We start from the raw sequence: 24,082 nt of genomic DNA on the forward strand, positions 1-24,082 counted from the left end.
GGGTTGGGGGATTGTGGAAGGGTGGCCACCCGAGAGTCATGATGTGTCGCTCGGTGGAGCCAGGCAATACGTAGTCACTACGTAGTTCGGGCCGGGGGTGGCGACTACGTAGTGCCGCAGGGGTGGTCCAGGGGCCGGGTGTGCCCTGGGGCCCAGGGGCGCGTGCGGTTCTGTGGCGTTCTCAGGGGTCGGCGGGCGGGGTCAGGTCGCGGCGTGAGCGCAGGCCGAGTTTGGCCAGGGCGTTGGCCACGTGGGTCTCCACAGTGCGCGGGGACAGGTGCAGGAGCGCGGCGATCTCGCGGTTGGTGTGTCCGCGCCCGGCCAGGGCGGTGATCTCGTTCTCCCGGGGTGAGAGGCGCTCGTTGCCCGAACCCCCTGTTCTGGCCGGGGGCGGGTTGAGGCCGTGCTCGCGTAGCAGGCGGCGTACGCGGGCGGCGTCCCAGGTGGCGCCGAGTTCGGTGTACTGCTCCAGGGCGGCCTGGAGTGTGGTCACCCCCAGTCCGGGGCCCTGGCCGCTGGCAGCGGCCAGGTGGGTGTGGGCGGAGGCCTCGCGGACCTGGGCGGCGTCGTAGGGGCGGGGCATGTCCCGGTAGGCGGCCTCGGCCTCGGTGTACAGGTGCAGGGCGCGGTCGTGCTGGCCGTTGTGGTGGGCCAGGGCGGCTTCGAGGCGGATGAGGGCGGCCTGGGCGGCCGGTGCGCTGGTGCCCCGCAGTCCGGCGCGGAAGCGGGTGCTCAGGTCCTGGGCCACCGCGCGTCTTCGGCACAGCAGGAGGGCCTCGATGCCCGGCACCAGGTCGGCGGCCCAGACCCAGATGCCCTTGCTGGCCACGAGGGAGACCAGGCCTTCCACCCGCTGCCAGGCGGCGTTGGCGTCGCCTTGGGCCAGGGCCATGCGGGCCAGTAGTCCGGCGGCGAAGGCGCGCACGGGCACGGTGTAGTCAGGGGTCGCGTGGTCGGGGGGTACGTGGTTGGTCGCGGTGCCGGTGGGGCCGGTGTGGTTGATGTGTCCGGCACGGTCGGTGGGGCTGTGGTGAGTGGTGGTGGGCCCGGGGTTGGCGGGGCCGGGCAGGATCCGGTCCAGGTGGGTGCGTGTGGTGGCCGGGTCGCCGTGGGCCAGGGCCAGGGCGGCACGCACCACGGCGAGTTCGGCGGTGACCGAGTGCAGGTGGGCCAGTCGCCCCGAGCGCAGGTCGTGTTCGGTGCGTTCGGCCAGGTCGGACCAGTGGCCGCGGTTCCAGTCCAGGATCAGGCGCAGCACCCGCGCGCTCTCGCGGATGTAGGGGTCGCAGGCGCCGGTGACATCGGCCAGGTGGCGGTCGGCCCGGTCGTAGTGGCCCAGGATGACGGCGGCGTCGGCCAGGTTCAGTGAGGCGCGGGAGAACTCGCGGCGCCGGGCCAGGGCCTGGGGGTTGCGGTGGGGCGGGGTGTCGTCGGGGCGGGGCAGGGCCACGTCCCAGGCGGCCGGGTCACCGATCTGGGCGAGAAGGGTGGCCTGGTTGACGCGCACGGTCTGGTCCACCGCGGGGTCCTGGCTGCGCTGGGCGGCCTGGACTGCCTGTTCCATCCAGCGCCGGTGGGTGGCCACCGAGTCGGGGGTGGAGCGGGGCACGGCCAGGGCGCACATGACGCGGGCGGCCAGGGCGGGGCGGGAGGAGAGTTCGGCGGCGGCGCGGACGAGCTCGCCGCGGGCGGAGCGGTTGCGGGAGGCCTGGTTGAGCAGGAGCAGGCCCAGTTCCATGCGTAGTTCGCCGCGTTCGGCAGAGCACAGGCCGGGGGTGTCCAGGACGTCGCGCAGCAGGGCGATGGTGTGTTCGGCGGAGATACCGGTCAGGGCGGCGCGGCCGAGTTTGAGTGCGAGGTCGCAGCGGCGGCGCGGGGGCAGGCAGCGGCGGGTGAGGGCGTCGCGCAGCAGGGCGACGGCGGTGGTGTCCTCACCGCGGGCCAGGGCCTGGTCCGCGGCGAGTTCGGCGTGGTCGGTCCAGGCGTCCAGCAGCCCGGCTTCGCGGGCGTGGTGGGCCATGCGGGCGTGCGGTGGTTCGGTCTGTTCGCCCAGGACCTGGAGGGCGGCCCGGTGCAGCTGGCGGCGTTTGTCGCGGGGCAGGGAGGTGTAGCAGGCCTGGCGTAGCAGCGGGGTGTGGGGTTCCAGGGTGGCCGGGCCCAGGGAGCGCAGCAGGCCGCGTTGGTGGGCTCGGGCCAGGGCCTTTTCGGCGCGGGCGGTGGACAGTGCGGCCACGCGGGCCAGTTGGGTGTCGGTGGCGGGCTGGTCCAGGACGCAGGCGGCGCGGACCAGTCGGCGGGTGTTGCGGTCCACCGAGCGCAGGCGGTCCAGGAGCCAGTCGCGCAGGGGGGCGGGGATCGGCGGGGTGGCGGGCACGACCGCCTCGCCCGGGGCACCGCGGGGCTGGGCCAGGTGGCGCAGGGTCTCCACCACGGCCAGGGGAAGGCCGCCGGTCCAGGCGTGCAGGTGCTCGGCGTCCTCGCGGGAGGCCTCGGCGGTGAGCAGGCGCTGGGCCAGGGTGTGGACGTGTTCGGGTGGCAGGGGGCCCAGGGTGATTTCGTGGTGCTCGGTGCCTGGCGGGGTGCGGGCGGCCAGCGCGGCCGCGGGGAAGGCGCGCGGGAGTTCCTCGGGGCGGTAGGTCAGAACCAGTGTGAGGTTGGCGGGCAGCCGGGGCGTCAGGTAGGTGAGCAGGTCACGGGTGGCCGGGTCGATCCACTGCGCGTCCTCCAGGATCAGGGTGGTGGGCCCCAGGGCGCTCAGGAGCTCGGTCAGGGCGCGGTAGGTGCGGTGGTGTTCGGCGGCCCGGTCCGCCGGGGGCGGCGGTGGGGGCAGCAGGTCGCCGTGCTCGGGCATCAGGAGGGCCAGCGCGCCGCACAGCGGGCTGAGCCCGGCCGGGATCGGGGCGTGGCGCAGGGCCTCGACGACGGGCGCGTAGGGGAAGGGGTCGGTGCGGGGCGGGCAGTGTCCGGTCAGTACGGTGCTGTCGGTGGCCTCGTGCAGTTCCTGGACCAGGCGGGTCTTGCCTGTTCCGGCTGTCCCTGACAACAGGACGATGGTGCCGGGAACCGCTGCCTTGCGCAGCTGCCGTCGTTCCGTGTCGCGCCCGACGAGTGGGGGGGAGCACACGCGGTCACGGTATAGGCACGGTGGGCTTCGCGGTAGAGGGAGAGAAGTTACGTATCGGCTTCGTTGGTGACCGGTTTCGGACGGGCCGTTCAACGGGTCGCCGGTCGGGCGCAGACGGTGCCGTAGGTGCGGTGGACTCCGGCGTATGGCGTCCGGGCCCCGGTGGTGCTTCGGTGGGAGGCGTGACGTGCCGCGTGGGCGGCACGGCCGGGGGGGGGAGGGCACGTTCCGATGGCGGAGATGGTGTTGGGGGTCGTGCCGGTGTTGGCCGCCGTGCTGGCAGGGCTGTTCGCGGGGCTGTTCCTGGCCTTTTCGATGGCGGTGATGCCCGGGCTGGCGCGCGCCGGTGACCGGGTGATGGTCGAGGCCATGCGGGGGATGAACACCGCCATCCTCAACCCCGTGTTCGCCCTGGTGTTCGTGGGTGCCCCGGTGGCGGCGCTGGGTTCGACGGCGTTGTTCTTCGCGGCCGGAGCGCATGGCTCCGCGGTGTGGTCGGGGGCGGCGCTGGTGCTGATGGCGGCCACGGTGGTGGTCACCTTCGCGGTGAACGTGCCCCGCAACGACGCCTTGGAGCGGGCCGGCGCTCCGGCACGGATCCAGGATCCGGCGGCGGTGCGCGCCGCCTTCGAGCCGGTGTGGGTGCGGTGGAACCACCTGCGTTCGCTGGCCTCGGCGGCGGCTCTGGTCTGCGCGGTGGTGGCCCTGGTCACCGGCTGACCCCGGTGGCGTACAGGCGGCCCGGACTGCCGGGCGGCCCGGGTGCCGGGGCGCCCCTTGCCCTGGTTCGGGACGGGCCCGCACCAGGGCGGTCAGCCCACCGGTTCGGCGCTGCGGCCGCTCTCCATCCCCGACAGCAAGGCGTTCACGTCCCGCACGCAACCCCCGCAGCCGGTGGTGGCGCGGGTGCGCTCGGCGATGCCTTCGCGGGTGCGCGCACCGTCCAGCCAGGCCTGCTCGATGTCCTCGCGGCTGACCGCGTTGCACCGGCACACCAGGGCCGGGGCGCCCGTGCCCTGGCCCGCCTGATCCACCGGTGGGGCGGTGGGCAGTCCCTGCAGCAGGGCCAGCCGGTCGGCGGGCACCGGGGCGCCGGTGTCGTAGAGCTGGGACAGGGTGGCCGCCGCCTGCGCGAACCCGAGCAGGACCGCGCCCACCACCCGTTCCTCGCTCACCGTGAGCTTGGCGTAGCGGCGCCCGTAGGGGTCGCTGACCGTCACCGTCTCCATCTCGGGCCCCAAGTCGTCCTCCTGCACCAGACCGAACGAGGTGAGTTCGATGCCCTGGGCCTTGAGCCGGGTGAGCGGACGCGCCCCCGAGTAACGGGCCTGGGGCGCGGCCCCGGTGAGCCGCCGAGCCAGAACCGAGGCCTGCTCCCACCCGGGCTGGACCAGCCCGGCCCCGCCTCCGGGGTGCTGGGCGCAGTCACCGATGGCGTGCACGCGGGCGTCGGAGGTGGCCAGGGCGTCGTCCACGAGCACCCCGTGCTCAGCCTCGATCCCGGCCGCCTTGGCCAGCTCGACGTTGGCGCGCACACCAGCGGTGACCACCAGGGCGTCACCCGGCAGGACCCGGCCGTCATCCAGCTCCAGACCGGTACCCGGGATCCACCGCGAGGCCACCCGCCAGGAGTGGACGCTCACCCCCAGGTCCTCGTAGCAGCTGGCCAGTACCTTGGCCGCGCTCTGGTCGATCTGCCGGCGCATGATCCAGGGCGAGGACTCCACCACGCACACCCGGGCCCCGCGCCCGACCAGTCCGCGGGCGGCTTCCAAACCCAGGACACCGCCGCCCAGGACCACCACGGGGGCGCCGGGACGGACCAGGGAGAGCAGGCGCTCGCAGTCGGCGAGGTCGCGCAGAGCGCTCACCCCTTCCCCTGGTACGCCGTCGGAGGCGCTGACCCCGGGGATGGGCGGGAAGGCGGCGCGGGCGCCGGTGGCCAGGACCAGCTCGTCGTAGGGCAGATGGGTGCCGTCGTCCAGGTCCACCCGGCGTTCGGTCGTGTCCAGGGCGGTGGCGCTCACCCCCGTGCGCACGCTCACCCCGGGGGTGCGCGGTACCGGAAGGTTGATCTGGTCGGGTGTGTAGTCGCCCGCGACCACCCCCGAGAGCAGGACGCGGTTGTAGGCCGGGTGGTGTTCGGTGCCCACCACGGTGACGTGGACGCGTTCACCCTCGGGGTCCAGCCGGGCTACCTCCTCGGCGAAGCGGGCCCCGACCATGCCGTTGCCCACGACCACGATCCGACGCGCTGACACGCTCTGCTCGCTCACACGCTGATCGGTGCTCAACTACTGCCTCCTGCTGTGGGGTGGTACCTGCCCGGGCGGCGTCGGCCGGGTGAAGCTGTCGTGGGGAGTCGGCTGTGCCGCCCTAGCGGCCCGCTGCGGTGGCGGGGTCGTGGTCGGGTTCGGGTTCCAACCGCACGGCGCTGACCTTGAACTCCGGCATGCGGCTGGTGGGGTCCAGGGCTGGGTGGGTGAGGTTGTTGGCGGCCTGGGCCCCCGCGTAGTGGAAGGGCATGAACACCGTGTCCAGGCGGGCGGTGGGCTCCAGGCGCACCCGGGCGCTGGTGTGGCCCCGGCGGGAGGTGAGCCGGGCCAGGTCACCGGCGGCCAGCCCCGCGCGGGCGGCGGTGTCGGGGTGCACCTCCACGTACACCTCGGGTTCGGCGCTGTTGAGTTCGGGGACCCGGCGGGTCTGGGCCCCGGACTGGTAGTGGCCCATGAGCCGCCCGGTGGTGGCGATCAGCGGGAACTCGGTGTCGGGTTCCTCGGCGGCGGGGCGGTGGGCCACGGCCGTGAACCGGGCGCGGCCGTCGGGGTGGGCGAAGGAGTCCAGGAACAGGCGGGGCGTGGGCTCCTGGCCCGCGCGTACCGGCCAGTGCAGGGCCTCCCCCGCCGCCAGGCGTTCGGGGGTGACGCCGGAGTAGTCGGCGGCTCCCCCGGCCGAGGCCGCGCCCAGCTCGGCCAGCACGGTGTCGGGTTCGGTGGGAAAGCGTTCGGCGGGCTGGCCCAGGCGCACCGCCAGGGCCGAGAGCACCTCCAGGTCGGTGCGTACGCCTTCGGGCGGCGGGATCGCGCGGCGGCGGCGCAGCACTCGCCCCTCCAGGTTGGTCATGGTGCCCGACTCCTCGGCCCACTGAGCCACCGGCAGGACCACGTCGGCCAGGGCGGCGGTCTCCGAGAGCACGAAGTCGGCGGCCACCAGCAGGTCCAGGCCGACCAGGCGCTCACGCACCCGCCCGGCGTCGGGGGCCGAGACCACCGGGTTGGAGCCGAACAGCAGCATGGCGCGCGGACCGCCGGGGGTGCCCAGGGCGTCCAGGAGTTCGAAGGCGCTGCGTCCGGGTCCGGGCAGGGAGTCGGGGTCCACGCCCCACACCCGGGCCACGTGGTCGCGGGCGGCGGGGTCGTCGATCTTGCGGTACCCGGGCAGCTGGTCGGCCTTTTGGCCGTGTTCGCGTCCGCCCTGGCCGTTGCCCTGCCCGGTGATGCACCCGTAGCCCGAACCCGCGCGGCCGGGCAGTCCCAGGGCCAGGGCCAGGTTGATCCAGGCCGAGACGGTGTCGGTGCCCTTGGCGTGCTGTTCGGTGCCGCGCCCGGTCAGGATGTAGGCCGAGTGGTTGCGGGCGGCTTTTCCGAGCAGGTCGGCGGCGGCGCGGATCTGCTCGGCGGGCACCCCGGTGAGGAGTTCGGTCTGCTCGGGCCACCAGGCCGCGGCGTGTTCCCATGCCGGTTCGAACCCGCTGGTGCGTGCGGCGACGTAGTCGGTGTCCACCCAGCCCTGGACGCGGACGGCGTGCAGCAGGCTCAGGGCCAGGGCCAGGTCGGTGCCCGGGCGCGGGGCCAGGTGCAGGCCGCCGTTGTCGAGTGCGACCCGGGCGGTGGCGGTGCGGCGGGGGTCGATGACGATGAGTGCGGGTGCGGACAGGTGGCCCATCATCGGCGGCATGGTCTCGGCGGGGTTGGCCCCGGCCAGCAGGACCACTTCGGCCGAGCCGACGTCGGTGAGCGGGAAGGGCATGCCCCGGTCCAGTCCGAAGGCGCGCATGCCCGCGGCCGCCGCGGAGGACATACAGAAGCGGCCGTTGTAGTCGATCTGGGAGGTGCCCAGGGCCAGGCGGGCGAACTTGCCCAGGGCGTAGGACTTCTCGTTGGTGAGCCCGCCGCTGCCGAAGACCGAGACGGTGTCGGGGCCGGACTCTGCGCGCAGGGCCAGCAGGCGTTCGGCGATGTGGTCCAGGGCGGTGTCCCAGTCGACCTCGACCAGGTCGGAGTCGCGGTCCTTGCGGAGCAGGGGGCGGTTGAGGCGGTCGGGGACGGTGAGGACGTCGGCGGAGGTCCAGCCCTTGCGGCACAGCCCGCCCCGGTTGGTGGGGAAGTCGGCGGGGCGGGCGGACAGGCGTCCGTCGGCCCCGGTGTCCAGGTGCATGGCGCACTGCAGGGCGCAGTAGGGGCAGTGGGTGCGGGTCGAGGCGCTGGGCGGGTTCATCGGGTGGCCGTTTCCTGGGCGGCGCCCGGGGTGGTCCCGGCACCGGTGGCGGTGGAGGGTGCGGCGGTGGCCGGGCGACGAAGGTACACCAGGTAGGTGATGGCCGCGCAAACCAGGTAGAAGACCCCGAAGGCAGCGAAGGCGGGCGCCGTGGAGCCGGTGGCGGCGAAGGCCTCACGGAAGGTGACGTTGATGCCCACCCCGCCCAGCGCGCCGACCGCGCCGATCAGCCCGAGCATGGAGGAGGCGGTGCGCTTGGTACGGGCCAGCGCCTGCTCACGGGGCTCACCAGCGGCGATCGCGTCCTCGGCCTTGGCCGCGTAGATGGAGGGGATCATCTTGTAGGTGGAGCCGTTGCCCAACCCGGTGAGCGTGAACATCACCGCGAACGCGCCCACGAACAGCACCAGCTGTGCGGCCTGGACCGCCAGCACCAGGACCGTGGCGCACACGGCCATCGCCAGGAACACCCACAGGGTCACGCGGGCACCGCCCAGGGCGTCGGCCATCCGGCCGCCGACCGGGCGGATCAGGGAGCCGATCACCGGGCCCAGGACGGCGATGGCGGCAGCCTGGATGGGCACCAGCCCGAACTGGGACTGCAGCAGGAGACCGAAGGCGAAGCCGGTGCCGATGAAGGAGCCGAAGGTACCGATGTAGAGCACCGACATGATCCAGAAGTGGCGGTCCCTGGTGGCCGAGAGCTGCGCGGGGATGTCGCTGCCAACGTTGACCAGGTTGTTCATCGAACGCGTCGCCCACCAGGCGGCGAGCAGGATCAGCGGGGCGTAGAACAGCGGGACCAGGTATCCGGCCGAGGTGGTGAACAGGGCGATCACGGCCAGGCCCACCAGCTGGACGGTGGCCACGCCGATGTTGCCGCCGCCCGCGTTGAGCCCCAGCGCCCACCCCTTCTCCCGTTCGGGGAAGTAGGAGTTGATGTTGGCCATCGAGGAGGAGAAGTTGCCGCCGCCCAGGCCGGCGGTGGCGGCCAGCACCATCATCAGCCAGAACGGGGTGTCGGGGTTTTGCACCAGGAAGAACGCGGCCGCGGTGGGTACCAGCAGCAGGAAGGTGGAGATGATCGTCCAGTTGCGGCCGCCGAAGATCGGTACCGCCAGGGTGTAGGGCACCCTCAGCACGGCCCCGACCAGGGTGACCACCGACAACAGCAGGAACTTCTGCTCGGGTGTGGTGGAGAAACCGTGCTCGGGGATCATGAAGAGCACCAGCACGGACCAGATCGACCACACCGAGAAACCGATGTGCTCGGAGGCGATGGAGGCCCACAGGTTGCGGCGGGCTACCGGGCGTCCGGTGCTCTCCCAGAATTCCCGGTCCTCGGGGTCCCAACGGGAGATCCAGCTCGGTCCGGTGCGTGGCACGCGTGTTCCGGTCTCGGAGGTCACGACCAGGCCTTCCTGCTCGACGGGTGCTGACATAACCGAAGGTAGGCAGGGGTCGTTGCCTGAATGTGTCGGGCCGTAACACACGGGAAACACCTGTCTCACCCGGCGGGTGCGGGCACGGTGAGATGAGCTCCGGTGCCGGAGCGGGCGTGCCCGTACGGGGGACGGGAGGCCCTGAGGCGTCACGGTTCGGGGATGGGAACGCCCTGGTGCGACACGGTTGCGGGGTGAGCCCTCACCTTCGAGGCCTTTGATCCTGTCACGACCGCGATCCCCGACCTGGCGGCCTGCGTTGTGGCCTATGCCACCGGCCGGTCCGACCGCTGCGGTCGCGGCCCTGAACAGCAGGGGCGGCTCATGCCCGTGCAAGCGGAGGAGGACCTGGCTCATGGGCTGTCTCCGCTGGTGAGAGCCGGGGTGAATCGGCATGGATTTGAACTGTGTGGTGGGAGACAGTCCGGGCCCAGGTGTGGCAACGTGGTGTCGTGAGCTCAGTGGTGGAAGTTCTCGAACCCAGCACGGCCCCGGCCGAGGAGCTGGCCGCCTGGACCGCGCTGCACAGCCACGGTATGAACGAATTGATGGGCAGCGCGCCCCGCCCCCAGGACCTGGCCGACCAGCTGCGTACCAAACGCGCGGGCCAGAACTGGTGTTGGTCGGCCCGGAGCGCGCCGGGCGAGCCCATCCAGGGCGTGGCCGAGCTGCGCAGGCAGCCCTACAACCCGAAGGTCGGGCTGCTGCGCCTGTACGTTGCCGAACCGGCCCGCCGACGGGGCATGGGGACCCGATTGCGCGAGGCCGCGGTGGAGCGGGCCCGCGCCCTGGGAATGGAGCGTCTGCGCAGCCACACCCTGACCGGACCGGAGATGGAGGCCTTCGCCCGCTCCGACGGGCGCCCGCGCACCCTGATCCCGTTCAGGGTGCAGGAGCAGCAGCTGGACGAGGAGACCCTGGAACACTGCTGGCACCTGGCGGCACGCCCCGCGCGCGGCTACCTGGTCACCCACTGGGAGGGCACGGCACCCGAGAACCTGGTGGCCTCCTTCGGGCAGGTGGCCGTGTACTCGATCGACGCGATCGAGGGTGCACGGCCCCTGGTTGAGCGGGCATGGGCCCCGCAGCAGGTACGCGAATGGGAACGCGAGGTCGTCCAGGACGGGTCGCAGCTGGTGGTGTGCGCTGCCCTGGACCGCACCTCGGACCAGGTGGTCGCGGCCACGGCCACCACGGTGGGTCAGTCGCTGGTCGCCAGGCAGTACGTGACCGCGGTGTCGCCGGACCATCGGCGCCGGGGACTGGCCACCCGGGTCAAGGCCAATCAGACACTGCGGGTACACGACCTGTTCCCACACGTCAGAAGGATGGCGGTGGCCGTGGACGAGGGGAACACGGCGATGCTGGAGCTCAACAGGGCACTGCGTTACGAGCTGGCTGGCGGGCGTTACCTGGTCGAGGAGGACCTGACCGGGCGTTGAGGCGCCCGAGGCCTGGGGCCCGGGCCCCAGGGCGGGGCTACTCCTCGCCTTCGCGGGGCTCCCGGGCGCCGAAGGCCAGACCGAAGATCAGCCCGAGCGCGATGCCCAGGGCCAGGTTGTCCAAAGCCGCCCCGAAGACGACTCCGAAGCCCAACCCGAGCGCGATCCCGGTGCCCTGGCTTGGTTTCTCGCCCATCCGCCTTCTCCCCTGTGTTCCTCGGCGCCTTGTGCCTGCCGTCCGTCATCGGACGTGCTGAACATTCCTCGGGTTCCCTGACCGCGGCGGCTTCCTCGCCCCGCGCATCCTGTCGGAGGTCCCGCACGATCACCGAACCACGTTCACCCATGGTGGCCAGTTTGGTGTCATGGCAGAATAGTGTTCGGCAAACCACCCATAGAGCTGCTTCTCCAGCTACTTTCTTCCTGGTTCGCACGACATATGAACGGGGAGAAATTCATGAGCATGTCCACCAAGCTGGTCGTCGTCCTGCGCTCGGACCTGGAGCTCGCGGTGGCCGCCAACGCCAGTGCGGTGCTCGGGCTCGCCCTGGGAGCACGGTTGGAGAACTCGTTGGGGGCCGACGGTAAAGACGCGCGGGGACACCTGCACGCCGGGATCAACCCGCACCCGGTGCCGACCCTGGCCGCCACCGGAGAGCAGCTGCGCCGGATCAAGGCCCTGGCTGATGAGCGCGACCTGACGGTGGTGGGCTTCAACGAGGTCGCTCGCGGCTCACGCACCTACGTGGACTACCTGGACCGGCTCGCGCAGACCGCCCCGGAACAGCTGGAGTACGTGGGGCTGGCGGTGTTCGGCCCGAAGAAGGACGTCAACAAGCTGACCGGGAGGCTGTCCCTGGCCGGCTGAGCGGGCCCGGCACGGGCCGGTACGACGAAGCGCCCCCGCCGCCAACTCGCGTGGCGGGGGCGCCGTTCCACCCGGAAGAGCGGATCAGCGTTCAGATACCGAAGGCGGCCGGGTACTGGATGGTGCCGCGCGGGGTCTCGCGCGAGGGGTCCAGGGAAAGAGCCATCATGGCCTCGTCCGGAACCTCGAACGGGGCGCGCACCCCGAACCCGGAGGCCGGGGCGAACCCGAACCTCGGGTAGTAGTCGGCGTGCCCCAGCACCAGGACGAGGTTCTCACCCATGGCGCGGGCGGACTCCAACCCGGCGCGGATGGCGGCCGAACCGGCGCCGGTGCCCTGGTATTCGGGTAGCACCGCGCACGGAGCCAGCGCCAGGGCCGGGTGGCCGTCGACGTGGCAACGGGTGAAGAGCGCGTGCCCGACGAGGGCGCCGTCAGCGGACTCGGTGACGACGGACAGGCCCTCGATCCACGCTTCGGTGTCGGCACGCAGGGCGTCGACGAGGTCGGCTTCGGCCGGGGTCCCGAAGGCGGCGCTGTTGACGGCGTGGATGGTGGCGGTGTCAGCGCTGGTCTCGGGTCGGGTGGACCAGGCGTGAGCGGAAGTGGACAACGTCAAGGACCTTTGGATCTCAGGGGTCCCGTTGAGCGTTCTGGGCCGGGACCCGAAGGTGGGAAGGACCGAGGGCGCTGCTCACGGCAGCGCCGGTATTGACAGTCATCAACTCACCCCAGGTGGGTCCACGCGGCCGACTCCCGGCTCCGCGAGGGCCAACGCTATCAGGAACCTGGGTGTTCCCCGAGGTGGGAGCGTTCACTCCGGATTCGTGTTGCCCGGACCTCCTGTGGGAACCGTACCGCTGGCTAGGGTGTCTCATCCATGGGCTTTCCGAAGTCCGGGAAGCCCTGCGGACAAGGCGGTGCGACGGCGTGGAGGACGGTTCGGTGGATCTGGTCGAGGAAGCTGCCAAGACCCTGACCCAGGAGGTGGCCAAGGGAAGCTGGACGGTGGTCCGGGGGTGGATCACCCAGGTCTTCCAGGGCAACGAGGTCAAGAAGCAGAAGGCTCTGGAGGAACTGGAGGAGTCCCGTCGTGAGCTGACCGCGGACGGCGCGGACGCCCTGTCAGCCGAAGAGGTCGAGCGGAACTGGAAGACCCAGCTGCGCCGCCTTCTGCGCGAGGACCCCGGGGCCGCCGCCGAACTGCGCGCGATCCTCGACGGGGTGGCCCCGGAGCGCGGAACCCAGAACGTCACGAACATCGCCCGTGACGTGCACGGAATCCTGATTCAGGGAGGCAACATCCACGGCGGGGTGCACCAGCACGAGACCAAGTACGAGGGCGACCACATCGACATGCGCGGCATCAAGGCCAAGGGCGACGTGATCGGCACCCAGCACGACTACGGTGACCGCCGCCGCAAGAGCTGAGCGGAGGTGGAGCGCTGGCCCCGGCGCGCGACCCGCTCAATTCAGGTGGAGGCTCAGCTGAGAACCCAGCTCCCTGAACCCCAGGGTTAGCGCAACCCTGCGGGACTCCTCTGGGCGGGCGCGCCACTGGGGTAGGAGGTTCCGGGCGAGAGCGTCGCTCACGGCGGCGGAGGAGACCTTTTTGCCAGGCCCCGACCCCGGTGCGTGGGAGCGGTGAGCACGCTCAGGTGGGCGACGTTCCCGGGTAGGACCTCGTAGCCGGCGGCAGCGATGGCCTCGCTGCCCTCGGTGAGCGTGAACAAGGGGATGCTCAGCCCGGCCAAGCCGCTCTCTTCGGCTTCCTCCGGGCCTGCCTTCCGCAACAGCGCTTCGGCGGCGGCGCTCTCAGCTGGTAGGCGGGTCGCGTCCGATGCGGGCACGGGGTGGAAGTCGGTTTCGGTCAGGTAGGCCAGTGTCGCCGGGCCCAGGGCGCCGGTGATCGGGAGCGCTGCCTTCAGCGCCCGGGGACTGGTGTGTTCGGCCGCCTCGACACCGGCCAGCGCGGCGCGCAGGAGGTTCGCCTGTCCGGTGGTGGGCGCCGTGGCCAGGGTGGTGCCGTCCAGGCGGACGATGCCGCACCAGCCCGGCGGGCACAGGCGGGAATCCGGGGCGACCGCCACGGTCAGCGCCCCCTCGGCCCGGGTGGTGGCGAAGTGTTCCCACAGGGCCAGGGCGCGGGCACGGGTATCGGGCATGGGCCGACCATCCCAGCCGCCCATGGGCGGGGCAACCGCTTTTGTCAGCGCACCGGACGGCCGGACCTGCGGATCGGAGGGCCCAGCAGCCGGGTGAGACGGTCCTCGACTCGGGCCAGCAGCTCTGTGCCGAACACGCACAGGGTTCCCTGACCGTGCGGTCCCTCCTCCCAGGGGTGGCCGAAGGTACCCAGGCGCAGGTCCTTGGTGAGGTTGATGTAGTAGTCGCCGTTGGGAAAGGCGAACGCCGGGTTGCGCGGTTGCTCGGGGCCGCCGACCCGGCGCGGGTCGTAGCGGTGGCCGATGTGCTGCCAGTCCAGGGTGTACAGGGACTCCCCCTCCGGGACGCTCGCGGCCAGGCCTTGTCGTACCGTCCGGTCCAGTTCGGTCCGGTGCTCGGGGTCCTCGTCGGCGCGGTGGAGCGACCAGGTCACCGAGGCGGCGGGTTCGACGATGCCGGGGAAGAGCGTGGTGCTGGGGGCGAAGAAGAAGCGCGACGTGAACCGGTCCCAGATGTCGTCGTGCTCGGGGCCGTCGAAGAGCTCGGTGACGGGGCGGCTTGTGGCGGGGGCGCCGGACGGCTCCCATGTGTGGGTGCGCACGGTGGTGATCTCGTGGAAGCCCGAGTCCAGGAGCATCTCGTATAGGTCGGGTTGGGCCTGGGGGTCGACCTCGGCGGCCATGAGGCGGGCCTGGGCCTGGTCCCACACCCACCATCCGGACTTGGGGCGGACCGTTCCCGCTCGGTGGGCCCACTCCCAGAGGAACGTTGGGCGGGGTGCGGTCATCCCCTCCAGGACGACGAACGGGGTTCCGGTCCGCAGGACGGCCCAGCTGGCCGCGCGCACCTGTGCCCGGTGCACGAGGGCCAGGGTGCGGTGTTCGAAGGTGGTTCCGTCGGACTCGTGCTCGACCAGAGAGCGCCGGTGCGGCCCGGAGGCCGTGGCCAGCTGGCGGACAGCGCTGCTGGTGACCCGGTCGTTCTCCCGCAAGCGCTCTTCGGCGGCGAGATGAGCAGAGGGGATGTCGGCGAGTTCGGCCACCAGGACGGAGCGCTCCGGCCCGGGGACGAACCCGGCCGCGTGCAGGGCGGGGGCCAGCGCGGGCGGGTCGTGGGCGTGCACCGGCCAGCGGGCGGGTTCGGTGTGCGCCTCGAACCGTTCCTGTTGGCGTGCTACCAGGGCGGACAGGTCCGTCTCCGGGGGCAGGGGGCCGTGGTCGACACTGCCGTGGGTGCCGAAGTGGGAGCGGACCAGGCGGGCACTGGTCAGGTACGGATCCTGGAGGTGAACCGCTCCGGCCTTGGGCGGGACCGGCAGATGACCGCGCAGGTAGGTGTCGTAGGCATGGCGGAGGACGTGCATGGTGGCAGCCAGGAGAGGGTCGAGAGGGCAGGGCACGGCTGGGCACCTCGGATCTGTTGAGGACAGGGCCGAGGGGCGGAAAAAGGGGGTGTTGTACAGCGGCCGCCGGGAGGGAGTGGCGGCGCCTCATTGTGTCAGGGCGGGTGCCCCTCGGGTGCAACCCGGTGGGGTGGATCGGGGCCGGAAGCCGGTGCGGCGGTGTCCGATTGTCAGGGGTGGTCCGTAACCTCGGCCGCGTGGTCTCAGGGGGCGCAGGCAGCCCGTATCCACACCGGCGGAGGAAGCCCCGAGGAATCCCCAGGACCAGCTGGACACGCAACTTCTGCCCCGGGCGGACGGTCGCCTCCGGGGAAGGGCTGTGCCCCTGGGAGCCGGGTGAGCTCGTGCTCGAAGGGATGGGTCCCCTTGCGCAGCACGCCCCCCCCCCGGGGGCGCTCACTGGCTGGTGGCGTCAGTACAGCGTGGCCGACGAGGACGACAGCCGCCCCCGGAGCAGTGTGCTGCCCGCCAGCAGGTCCGGGGGCTTCGCGGGTGGCGGCAGAGCACTTCGCGTCCTGCCCGGACAACGCCTGGCAGCGCGACGCTGACCACCCGTTGGAGGTCGACGCCGAGCAGCCGGCCGGCGGGTGATGGGATCTTCTGGTGGGACTGACCACGGACTCCCGGCTGCTCTGCCGCCCCTTCCACTGTTGAGGACCGCGCGTGCTACCGGAGCCCTTGTCCCTCAGGGTGTGCGTTCGGCCGGGACGAGGAGCCCGATGCGGTCGTAGTGGTGCAGGGTGCGCACGGTCTGTCCGGTGAGCCGCGCGCTCTCGCCGACGGTGTGGCCCACGGTTGGTCCTTCGTTCTTGTCGGTGGCCCGTTTGTCGGACGGTTCGGTCGCGGAGGCGGATTCGGATGCGGGTCTGGTGCCGGGTTGCGGGCCCGTCGTGGGGGACGGTCTCGGTGTCGCGCTGACGACGCTAGCCCCTGACGTCGCGTCAGAGTCAAGCGGAGGTTCGGGAGGTTCCGGTGGCCGGGGCGGCGTGTGTTCGCGCTCACAAAACCGAATGAGATTCTGTTTTGCGGTAGCCGACGTGTCTACTGGTCAGTAACATGACTGTATGAGCCTTGACCACCCCGCCGAGGGCTACGAGTTCGACCAGGACACCCGGGTCGAGAAGCGAGCCGACGGCGAGTTCACAGCCACCCTCACCGACGGCTGGACCACGTTCACCTCGCACCCCAACGGCGGTTACGTCCTGGGGGCGGCGCTCAACGCCCTGGGCCAGACCCTCACCCAGCCCGACCCGCTCGTGGTCTCCGCCTTCTACCTGCGCCCCGCCGCCCCCGGCCAGGCGCTGCTGCGCACCGAGACCATCCGCGAGGGCCGCCGCACAGCCACCGGCGCCGTCGTGATGGAACAGGGCGGCAAGGAGATCGTGCGCGCCACCGCCACCTACGGCGACCTCACCACCGAAGGTCGGGAGCTGCACCTGGAGGGCCCGCCGGAGCTGCCCGCCCCCGAGGACTGCCACGTGCCCCCGGAGTTCGCCGGAAGGCCGGAGGGCGTGACCATCGCCCACCGCATCGAGTACCGCTACCCCCAGCGTCCCGGATGGCTGGACGGCCACAAGGACGGTCGCCCCCAGACCGACTTCTGGATGCGCTTCGCCGACGGCCGCGACGCCGACGTGCACTCCCTGCCCGCCATGGTGGACTTCGCCGTCCCGGCGGTCCTGGAGATCGGCGAGTTCAGCACCATCACGGTGGAGCTGACCACCCACGTCCGCGCCAGGCCCGCCCCCGGCTGGCTGGCATGCCGGGTCTTCACCAAGCACGTCTCCAACAGCCTCCACGAGGAGGACATGGAGATCTGGGACAGCCAGGGCACCCTGGTCGCCCAGGCCCGCCAGCTGGCCATGCTGCTCTGACCTGTTCGGTTCCATCGCACCCTCTCCGGGTCGCGGCTCCCAGCGGGTCGCGGCCCGTCGCGCTTTTTCCGTCCCGGTCCGGGGTAGTCGACGAGAGGTCCTCTGTTCACCCGAATGACGGCGAATGATGCTTCTGGTCTGTGCCGTTGGGTCGCCGGGGGCGCTTGAGTCGCTCGTGCAACTGGTCGAGGAGCGCCCGGGTTCTGGGTGAGACCCCCGAGCCGTGGGCGGGCCGGACCTCGCTCTTCGACTCCGGTTCGGCGTCGGGTGCGCGGTCGTCACCGTTGAGAGAGTCGAGTATCCGCGCCCGCAGCTTCGGGTTCAGGTTCTCTTCCAGGCCAGGAGGGGGATCGGATGGCTCCGGTGCAGGCGCGCTCTCGGGGCCGCCCTGGGCTGGTGTACCGGCTTCCGTGTCGGGCCGCTCCATGACCTGGCCGGGCTCCGAGCGGCACAGCTCACCGCAGATCCTGCAGTTGCCACCGGGGATGTTGCGCGTGTTCTCGTGCTCGGGGCAGGTGCCGGTGGCCTGCCCGAGACTGTCCGTCCGGAAGCCCTCGGGCGGGGCGGATGCCTCGCCCCCGTCCGACGGGTCGGGCCACGGGGCTGTCCGCGGGGGCGATATGTGGATGCCTCGACCCAGCGAGCCGTTCAGGAAGTCCAGGGCGCACTTCAGGTTACGCAGTCGCAGCATGAGCACCGGGAATGGCCGGCGCACCCGGTCCATCCCCGCGAACAAAGCGCGCACGTCGGTTTCGCTCAGCCCTTGGCGCAGGAGTTTCTCCACCGCCAGTGCCAACAGGTTCCGGTCTGCCTCCGGGGAGGCCAGGAATGAGTTGGGTATGCGATTGATGAGGCTAAAGATTCCGCTCCGTAGCTTTTGCCGGTTTTGCTCTCCTGTACTTGAGGTGTCACGGACGGAACTATCCACCTCGCTCTCAGAACAGTCCCCAGGGAAACAGTCTGTAGGTCGATCTGACCTGGGGGCGGGTTCAACGTGAACTGGGGTCGGGCGGCGCTTCAACGGGGGCCGGTTGTGCACGGTGAGGGGCTCCTCCCCCAGCTGCGCACGGCAGGCGTTGATGTCGGCCAACACCGGCTCGGGATAGTCCTGAGCCGGAACGAGCAGCTCCAACACGCACGGCAACTGATAGGCGGAGCGGCCCTGATCGATGTCCTCGGCGAAGAACCCGATGGTCTCCGAGCGGGTCAGCTTGCGCACGATGCCCGCCTCGACCAGGTCGTCGATGGCGCGCTTGAGGCTGCTGATACTGAGGAGCCAGCCCATACTCTTGGCCAGGCTCTCCAACCGGAAGTAGCACCAGCGCCCGTCGGAGTCCACCGCATCGGCGATGGCCATCAGGGCCAAAACCGAACGAGGCTTGGTCAACAGGCCCTTGCTGAAGACCTGATGGACCCAGATGGCCAGAATGAACCCGATGCCCTTGAGTGCGCCCTTGGGGCGCTTGCGGGGCGCCGAGAACCCGGCCGGATTCGGGGTTTCGGCTGCGCTGGAGGGGGTCGAGGCGTTAGACTCCATGACGAGTCGCTTTCCTGGTGAGTGCAGGGAGGTGGCAGAGTCGACAAACCTGTTTGTGCAGGCGTCGGCCACAACCCGACCAGGTGCTGTCAACACCGGGTCGGGTTTTTCTTGTCGCGATCCAAACTAGCGATACGAACAAGAGTTCGCCGGGCTTTCTCTCGAATACGCACACGAGAAAAACAACCCACAGGGCCAAAAAGTCGCACTAGCCCTTTAAGTCCGAAAAGTAGTACGCATCGGATTCGCCCTACGGCACCACATCATCTGAGCAGCACGCTCCATCCGCCCGGAGGAATCAACAGCACGGAGCTTCGGAAGAAGCCGAGGGGCGCGGAACCGGAAGCGGTTCTCAGCGCTCACTCGCCCACTGGCCGCTCCCCAGCCAGCGGCCGAACCAGGCGCGGGTACGTTCGAGCAGGTCGATCTGGTGGTCGCGGCGGGCCAAGCCGTGCCCGGCGCCCGGGTAGACCACGAACTCCTGCTCCACGCCGTAGTGGCGCAGAGCCCGGTGCAGGTACACCGCCTGGCTCAGGGGAACGTTGGTGTCCGACTCACCGTGCACGATCAGCACCGGTGTGGACATACGCGAAGCGAAGGAGATCGGGCTGACCGCGTCGTGCGGGTGCGGCCCCGGGCCCTCCCAACCGACGCTCCCGCTGAGCCCCGCCTCGCTGGCGCCGTACTCGCCGGTGGCCGCCAACATGCCCCAGTCGGTGACGCCCGCGCCCACGACGGCCGCGCGGAACCGATCGGTGTGCCCCACCGCCCAGGCCGCCATGGTTCCGCCGTGGCTCCACCCGCCGATCCCGAGCCGGTCGGGGTCGGCCACGCCGCGCTCGACCAGCAGGTCGATGCCGTCGGAGATATCGTCCCACTCCCCCGCCCCGAGCGCGCCCACCACCTGCTCGGCGAATGCCTGACCGTGCCCCTCACCACCGCGCGGATTGGGCAGGAACACCGCGTACCCCGAGTGGGCCAGCCACTGGGCGGGCGCGTGCGGGTCGAGGGTGAACTGGTCCATGTAGCGGCCGTAGGGTCCCCCGTGCACCCAGGTGACCAGGGGGAAGGGGCCGTCTTCGGGCGTTGCTCCTATCGGGGTCACCAGGAGCCCGTCGAGGGTGAGGCCGTCCCGGGCCCGGTAGGAGAGGCGTTCCCGAGCACCCCAGTCGAAGCGTTCGAGTTCGGGGCGCAGCCGGGTCAACCGGGTGAGCGGGCAGGCGGGGTCCCCGACGTCCGCGGAGTACACCTCCCTGGGGTGGGTGGCGTTGGCGGCCTGAACCGCGACGCGGGCTCCGGTGTGGCCCGAGGTCAGGGACTCAAGGAGGCCCGGGGACGTGGCGAGCCGGGTGAAGCTTCGGGTGCGGGGGTCCAAACGGTGGATCTCGGTGTCGAGTCCGTGCGCGAACAGCGCCAGCGGCGGGCCCTGCGCCACCTGGGCGAGTTCGAGGGGACAACGGTCCAGGCCCTCGGTGAGATCGGCGGGGGCCGCCTGCCCGCTGCCGGGTATCAGGTCGAAGACGGCCTGGCCGCCGTCCGGGCCCGGTTGCATCGCCAGGTAGGACAGGTGCCAGCGCTGGCGGTCATGCCACCAGGCGGGTGAGTGGGCGTCCCAGCCGAGAGCGCCCAAGTCCTGGACCTTTCCGGTGCCGGTGTCCACCAGGTGCAGCTCCCAGCGGGGGTGGACCGGGTCCAGGTGCGGGCTCGGCCGGGTGATCACCGCCAGCACCAGGCCGTCGGGGCGTGCGGATATCTCCTGGACGTGGCGCTCACCCAGGCCGGTGATCGGGATCGGCTGGTCGGCGGGCCGGGAGGCGGTGCCCGTGTCGAGCAAGGCCATCCGGTCGCGGGGTTCGGGCCCTCCCCACACCCGCGGAGCGCTGCCCCGGTGATCGGGATCGGAGATCACCACCGCCACCAGCGCCTGACCAGTCAGCGGCAGGTGATCCACCACCCCGCCTTCGACACCGGTCAGTACCCGGTGTCCGGAGCCGTCGGCGTTGATCTGGTGCAGCTGGGCTGTGCTGTCTTCGGCGACCGAACCCGACTCGCCAGCCTCGGCCCGGTCGGAGAGGAAGTACAGCCGTCGTGAGTCCGCGGCCCAGCGCGGCCGGTGCTCCCGGCAGGCTCCGTCGGACAGCTGTCTCGGTGGGCTGGTTCCGTCCGCGGCGGTCACCCAGAGGGTGCTTGTCGGCCGGGGGCCGTCACCGCTCAGCGCGGTGGCGGCGTAGGCGACCCAGCGCCCGTCCGGGGAGACCACCGGGTCCAGGGGCATAACCCCGTCGACCACTGCCTCGGCCGTGATCCGGGCTGGGGCGACACTCATGAAGTCCCTTTCGATCCGATGACGCACCCTGCGCCAGCTGCCGGGCAGCCTACAGACGGGCGCGGGGCGACTACGAGTGGCTCAGGGCACCGTGCGGAAGCGGGTGGTCAGGGAGGCGTCCTCGGTCAGACGCGGAAGGCCACGCCCGGGGGCTGGGGTCGGGTGAGGCCGGTCGCGCTCTCCCAGGTCATGTTCAGCCTGGAGGTGAGGCCGGGGACCAGGAACACGGGGCGTCCGGCGAGCTGGCCCGCCGCTCCGGTGCGGGCGTGCCCGGCCAACACGCCGACGATGGCGGGATGCTGCCGGATGAGCTCGTGCGGGGGCGTCTCAGGTGGAAATCCTTCTCGTTCACGAGGAGGAGGTCAACAGGACGGCCCGGTCACTGCGATTCGGCCAGGCGGATGACGCGGTCGGCGCGAACGTCGAACGCCAGGACCGGATGACCGTAGTCGCCTTCGGGATCCATCAGGACAGGTTTGCCCAGGCGTCGCCCGATCTCTGCGAGGAAGCCGCACAGGACGTCCAGCCGCTCCTGTCCCTGGAGTTCACGCAGGTCCACATCGAAGTCGATCTCCTCCGGAGCGTAGAAGCGGAAGATCGCGAGCACCTTCTCACTCGGCCACACCCGTAACTCGGGGCACTCGGCGCCAGCAGGGCGGGACAGCACGTCCTGTGCCTGTGGCAGGGGCGCCACGACATCACCTTCGGAGTACCGGTGCCTCCACCCGCGCTCGACGACCAGGTGAAGGAGAGTCTGCCAGTCGTTCACCGCGGTGCCGGGGACCCGCAGGTCCGGCAACGAGCCCATGGTGCGCGGGTCGAACAGGTCCTTCACGTCATCCCAGGGCAGATCGGCCATATGACCATGCTGGCACCCTGTGCTCAGGTGTGGGGAAGGGGACCCGGGTGCCAGCCACACGGGCCGTCGCCGCGATGCGCGAGCCTCACGGCAGGGTGGCGGACCACTGGGGCTTGGACGCCGCGGAGTGGTGCTTGAGTTGGGCGCCGCACGGCTGGGCAGGCGCGGCGGGTTTCGGGGCGTGACGGCTCGTCGATCTCCCAGCGTTCCTGGCTGCGCCTGCTTCCTGACGCCGGGGTGGCGGTCTTCGGGCGGTACCCAAAGTCCCCTGATCCCACCGGCCCTGGCTTGCTCCGCCCCGGTGGGCGCCGCTCTCCCCAATCGGCTTCGGGCCAGGGTCAGCTTTCGTCGCCGGTGCGTTTGACCAGGCGTTCGTGGCGCTGGCGGGCGGCCTGGGCGGTGCCCAGGCCCAGGCCGAAGGCGAGTTCCTGCCAGGTCATACCGCGGCCCTTGGCCATGGTGAGCAGACCCGCCTCCATCTGGTCGAACTCCGCGCGGGCCCACGGCACCAGGGTCAGTGCCGCGGTCAGGTCGCCCTGGTCGACGTCGGGCGCCCCCTCGTCGGGCAGGGCGCTGCCCGCGGCCAGGTCGCAGACGCGGGCGATCGCCTCGTGCGGGGGCATCGGCATGCGCCGTTCCGCCCATCGGGTGCGGGCCTGGCCGGTGGCGTGGCGCTCGGTGATGCGGAAGAGGGCCTCGTGAGCGCGCTGGCGCCGGGCCTTCTCGGGGTCGGGCCGGGTGAAGGGATTGTGTGTCTGCGTCATGACCCCACCGTGCATTCCCAACTCTGTGTTGTCAACAAATTAAAGCAAACAAGTCATTCAAACACTGGAGTGTGCCCTTTCCCGGGCGAGCGCGGGCCGCGACCTCAGCCGATGGCGCGGGTCCCGCGACTCCCGCGGGCCCTGAAGGCCCGGACGGCACGCCCCTTCCAGAGCACGCCCTGGCGGGGCGAGAACAGGTAGGCCAGGGTGAACGCGAACGCCTGGGCCAGCACGATGCAGCCACCGGTGGACACGTTCAGGTGGAAGCTGGTGAACACCCCCGCCACCGCGGCGAAGAAGGCGACCGCCGCGGAGATCATCAGCATCCGCTCGAAGCGGTCGGTGAGCAGGTAGGCGGTGGCACCCGGGATGATCACCATGGCCACGACCAGGATGATGCCCACGGCCTGCAGCGCCACCACCACCGTCACCGACAGCAGACCCAGCAGCAGGGTCTCCAGCAGGCGCGGGTTGACGCCGATGGCGTGGGCGTGGACCGGGTCGAAGGCGTACATGGTCAGGTCGCGGTGCTTGTACCAGACCACCACCAGCACCACGGCGGCCAGGATCAGCACCTGGAGGATGTCGGAGTCGGAGACCCCCAGGACGTTGCCGAACAGGATGTGGCTGAGGTCGGTCTGGCTGGGCACCCGCGAGACCATCACCAGGCCCAGGGCGAACATGGCGGTGAAGACCACGCCGATCACCGCGTCCTCCTTGACCCTGGAGGTGCGGTTGACCACGCCGATCAGCGCCACCGAACCGGCGCCGAACACCAGGGCGCCCAGGGCGAAGGGCAGCCCGAACATGTAGGAGAGCACCACGCCGGGCAGGACCGCGTGCGAGACCGCGTCACCCATCAGCGACCAGCCCACCAGGGTCATCCAGCAGGAGAGCACCGCGCAGACCACGCCCGCGACCACACTCACCAGGAGCGCGCGCTGGACGAACTCGAACTGCATGGGCACGGTGAACCACTCGACGAGCGCGATCAGGCTGTCCACGAGCGTCCTTCCTCACTGGGGTGGATACCGAACGCCTCCAGGAGCACGTCTGGTTCCAGCACCTCCTCGGGTGCGCCTTGCGCGATCACCCGGCGCTGCAGCAGCACGGCCTCGTCGCACAGCTTGGGCACCTGGGCCAGGTCGTGGGTGGACACCAGCAGGGTGTGCCCGGCCTGACGCAGTTGCAGGAGCAGATCGGTGATGGTGGCCTCGGAGCGTTTGTCCACGCCCGCGAAGGGCTCGTCCAGCAGGAGCACGTCGGCGTCCTGGGCGATGGCGCGCGCCACGAAGGCGCGTTTGCGCTGGCCGCCGGAGAGCGCGCCGATCTGCCGGTCGGCCAGTTCGGTGAGGTCGGTGCGCGTCAGGGCGTGCTCGACGGCCTCGCGGTCGGCGGGGCGGGGGCGGCGTCTGCGCCCCATGTGCCCGTAGCGGCCCATCATGACCACGTCGCGCACGCGCACGGGGAAGGCCCAGTCGACCTGTTCGGACTGGGGTACGTAGCCGACCAGCCCCTTGCGGCGGGCGGCGGTGTTGGGCATGCCCAGGATCCGGACCTGGCCGCGGTCGACGGGGACCAGGCCGAGCACGGTCTTGAACAGGGTGGACTTGCCCGAGCCGTTCATGCCGAGCAGTCCGCACACGCGCCCGGGTTCCAGGGAAAGGTGGACGTCGTCCAGGGCGAGCACGTCGCCGTAGCGGACGGTGGCTCCGGTGACCTCGATGGCCGCTGTCATGCCAGGTCCCCCTTCCTGTCGGGCGCCCTCACGCGCTGTCCTG

The 24,082-nt window shown here is 71.2% G+C and carries 20 protein-coding genes and 1 pseudogene; 5 read left to right on the forward strand and 16 right to left on the reverse strand.

Annotated elements, in window-relative coordinates:
- Positions 1-181: 181 nt before the first annotated feature.
- Positions 182-3,124 carry a helix-turn-helix transcriptional regulator gene (locus HNR07_RS06805; protein WP_184363358.1) on the reverse strand — a complete coding sequence of 981 codons (2,943 nt, stop codon included), beginning with the start codon at positions 3,122-3,124 and terminating at the stop codon, positions 182-184.
- A gap of 231 nt (positions 3,125-3,355) precedes the next feature.
- Here HNR07_RS06805 and HNR07_RS06810 point away from each other — a divergent pair, with 231 nt between their 5' ends.
- Entirely contained in the window at positions 3,356-3,844 is a 489-nt protein-coding gene (locus HNR07_RS06810; RefSeq protein ID WP_184363361.1) for an anthrone oxygenase family protein, read from the forward strand.
- A 92-nt stretch (positions 3,845-3,936) separates the two neighbouring features.
- Here HNR07_RS06810 and HNR07_RS06815 read toward each other — a convergent pair whose 3' ends face one another.
- From HNR07_RS06815 to HNR07_RS06825, 3 genes are all read right to left on the reverse strand, one after another.
- Entirely contained in the window at positions 3,937-5,418 is a 1,482-nt protein-coding gene (locus HNR07_RS06815; protein ID WP_184363364.1) for an FAD-dependent oxidoreductase, read from the reverse strand.
- 82 nt (positions 5,419-5,500) lie between these two features.
- Entirely contained in the window at positions 5,501-7,621 is a 2,121-nt protein-coding gene (locus HNR07_RS06820) for a molybdopterin oxidoreductase family protein (protein ID WP_184363367.1), read from the reverse strand.
- Positions 7,618-9,030 (reverse strand): MFS transporter, encoded by a 1,413-nt coding sequence (locus HNR07_RS06825; protein ID WP_184371620.1) that lies wholly within the window; start codon positions 9,028-9,030, stop codon positions 7,618-7,620. The genes HNR07_RS06820 and HNR07_RS06825 overlap by 4 nt, the downstream gene beginning before the upstream one ends.
- Before the next feature lie 485 nt (positions 9,031-9,515).
- Between HNR07_RS06825 and HNR07_RS06830 the strand changes: the two genes are divergently transcribed.
- Complete coding sequence (locus tag HNR07_RS06830) at positions 9,516-10,505, forward strand: GNAT family N-acetyltransferase (protein WP_184363370.1); 990 nt, start codon at positions 9,516-9,518, stop codon at positions 10,503-10,505.
- Between the two features lie 37 nt (positions 10,506-10,542).
- On the opposite strand, the gene HNR07_RS06835 is transcribed toward HNR07_RS06830, so the two are convergent.
- Positions 10,543-10,701, reverse strand: coding sequence for a hypothetical protein (locus HNR07_RS06835; RefSeq protein WP_184363373.1), 159 nt, complete (start codon positions 10,699-10,701; stop codon positions 10,543-10,545).
- Between the two features lie 261 nt (positions 10,702-10,962).
- On the opposite strand from HNR07_RS06835, the gene HNR07_RS06840 reads away from it, so the two are divergent.
- Positions 10,963-11,373: a DUF2000 domain-containing protein gene (locus tag HNR07_RS06840; RefSeq protein ID WP_184363376.1), complete on the forward strand. Its 411-nt coding sequence runs from the start codon at positions 10,963-10,965 to the stop codon at positions 11,371-11,373.
- Positions 11,374-11,464: 91 nt separating this feature from the next.
- Here HNR07_RS06840 and HNR07_RS06845 read toward each other — a convergent pair whose 3' ends face one another.
- On the reverse strand, positions 11,465-11,986 hold the full coding sequence (locus HNR07_RS06845) for a GNAT family N-acetyltransferase (RefSeq protein WP_184363379.1): 522 nt from the start codon (positions 11,984-11,986) through the stop codon (positions 11,465-11,467).
- 332 nt (positions 11,987-12,318) lie between these two features.
- On the opposite strand from HNR07_RS06845, the gene HNR07_RS06850 reads away from it, so the two are divergent.
- Complete coding sequence (locus tag HNR07_RS06850) at positions 12,319-12,804, forward strand: hypothetical protein (protein WP_312893646.1); 486 nt, start codon at positions 12,319-12,321, stop codon at positions 12,802-12,804.
- Between the two features lie 158 nt (positions 12,805-12,962).
- Here the strand turns inward: HNR07_RS06850 and HNR07_RS06855 are convergent, their stop codons facing one another.
- From HNR07_RS06855 to HNR07_RS06865, 3 genes and pseudogenes are all read right to left on the reverse strand, one after another.
- Positions 12,963-13,538 (reverse strand): GNAT family N-acetyltransferase, encoded by a 576-nt coding sequence (locus HNR07_RS06855; RefSeq protein WP_246420173.1) that lies wholly within the window; start codon positions 13,536-13,538, stop codon positions 12,963-12,965.
- A gap of 44 nt (positions 13,539-13,582) precedes the next feature.
- Positions 13,583-14,938 (reverse strand): DUF2716 domain-containing protein, encoded by a 1,356-nt coding sequence (locus HNR07_RS06860; RefSeq protein WP_312893648.1) that lies wholly within the window; start codon positions 14,936-14,938, stop codon positions 13,583-13,585.
- 694 nt (positions 14,939-15,632) lie between these two features.
- Positions 15,633-15,734, reverse strand: a pseudogene (locus HNR07_RS06865) (MerR family DNA-binding transcriptional regulator); the annotation flags it as partial.
- A 271-nt stretch (positions 15,735-16,005) separates the two neighbouring features.
- On the opposite strand from HNR07_RS06865, the gene HNR07_RS06870 reads away from it, so the two are divergent.
- Positions 16,006-16,815, forward strand: a complete 810-nt coding sequence (locus HNR07_RS06870) for a thioesterase family protein (protein WP_184363384.1) — start codon at positions 16,006-16,008, stop codon at positions 16,813-16,815.
- 106 nt (positions 16,816-16,921) lie between these two features.
- On the opposite strand, the gene HNR07_RS06875 is transcribed toward HNR07_RS06870, so the two are convergent.
- The 7 genes from HNR07_RS06875 to HNR07_RS06905 all read right to left on the reverse strand — a co-directional run bounded on the left by HNR07_RS06875 (position 16,922) and on the right by HNR07_RS06905 (position 24,039).
- Entirely contained in the window at positions 16,922-18,424 is a 1,503-nt protein-coding gene (locus HNR07_RS06875; protein ID WP_312893649.1) for a hypothetical protein, read from the reverse strand.
- A 280-nt stretch (positions 18,425-18,704) separates the two neighbouring features.
- The gene (locus tag HNR07_RS06880; protein ID WP_184363386.1) at positions 18,705-20,678 is read right to left on the reverse strand and encodes a S9 family peptidase; all 1,974 of its coding nucleotides are present in this window, start codon (positions 20,676-20,678) and stop codon (positions 18,705-18,707) included.
- Positions 20,679-20,803: 125 nt separating this feature from the next.
- A complete protein-coding gene (locus HNR07_RS06885) occupies positions 20,804-20,956 on the reverse strand; it encodes a hypothetical protein (protein ID WP_184363389.1) in 153 nt (50 codons plus the stop codon).
- A 101-nt stretch (positions 20,957-21,057) separates the two neighbouring features.
- Positions 21,058-21,537 carry a hypothetical protein gene (locus HNR07_RS06890; RefSeq protein WP_184363392.1) on the reverse strand — a complete coding sequence of 160 codons (480 nt, stop codon included), beginning with the start codon at positions 21,535-21,537 and terminating at the stop codon, positions 21,058-21,060.
- Between the two features lie 338 nt (positions 21,538-21,875).
- Entirely contained in the window at positions 21,876-22,301 is a 426-nt protein-coding gene (locus HNR07_RS06895; protein WP_184363395.1) for a DNA-binding protein, read from the reverse strand.
- Positions 22,302-22,405: 104 nt separating this feature from the next.
- The gene (locus HNR07_RS06900; protein WP_184363398.1) at positions 22,406-23,305 is read right to left on the reverse strand and encodes a metal ABC transporter permease; all 900 of its coding nucleotides are present in this window, start codon (positions 23,303-23,305) and stop codon (positions 22,406-22,408) included.
- Complete coding sequence (locus HNR07_RS06905; protein WP_184363399.1) at positions 23,293-24,039, reverse strand: metal ABC transporter ATP-binding protein; 747 nt, start codon at positions 24,037-24,039, stop codon at positions 23,293-23,295. Before HNR07_RS06905 ends, HNR07_RS06900 begins: the two co-directional genes overlap by 13 nt.
- Between the last annotated feature and the right edge of the window lie 43 nt (positions 24,040-24,082).

Origin of the sequence: Nocardiopsis metallicus (assembly GCF_014201115.1) — a bacterium.
Lineage (GTDB): Bacteria > Actinomycetota > Actinomycetes > Streptosporangiales > Streptosporangiaceae > Nocardiopsis > Nocardiopsis metallicus.

Excerpts from the sequence above, each read along its gene's own strand:
- HNR07_RS06810 (WP_184363361.1), top strand. The coding sequence starts at position 3,356 with ATGGCGGAGATGGTGTTGGGGGTCGTGCCGGTGTTGGCCGCCGTGCTG.
- HNR07_RS06895 (WP_184363395.1), bottom strand. The coding sequence starts at position 22,301 with ATGACGCAGACACACAATCCCTTCACCCGGCCCGACCCCGAGAAGGCC.
- HNR07_RS06835 (WP_184363373.1), bottom strand. The coding sequence starts at position 10,701 with ATGGGCGAGAAACCAAGCCAGGGCACCGGGATCGCGCTCGGGTTGGGC.
- HNR07_RS06870 (WP_184363384.1), top strand. The coding sequence starts at position 16,006 with ATGAGCCTTGACCACCCCGCCGAGGGCTACGAGTTCGACCAGGACACC.
- HNR07_RS06890 (WP_184363392.1), bottom strand. The coding sequence starts at position 21,537 with ATGGCCGATCTGCCCTGGGATGACGTGAAGGACCTGTTCGACCCGCGC.
- HNR07_RS06880 (WP_184363386.1), bottom strand. The coding sequence starts at position 20,678 with ATGAGTGTCGCCCCAGCCCGGATCACGGCCGAGGCAGTGGTCGACGGG.
- HNR07_RS06905 (WP_184363399.1), bottom strand. The coding sequence starts at position 24,039 with ATGACAGCGGCCATCGAGGTCACCGGAGCCACCGTCCGCTACGGCGAC.
- HNR07_RS06855 (WP_246420173.1), bottom strand. The coding sequence starts at position 13,538 with ATGCCCGATACCCGTGCCCGCGCCCTGGCCCTGTGGGAACACTTCGCC.
- HNR07_RS06840 (WP_184363376.1), top strand. The coding sequence starts at position 10,963 with ATGAGCATGTCCACCAAGCTGGTCGTCGTCCTGCGCTCGGACCTGGAG.
- HNR07_RS06820 (WP_184363367.1), bottom strand. The coding sequence starts at position 7,621 with ATGAACCCGCCCAGCGCCTCGACCCGCACCCACTGCCCCTACTGCGCC.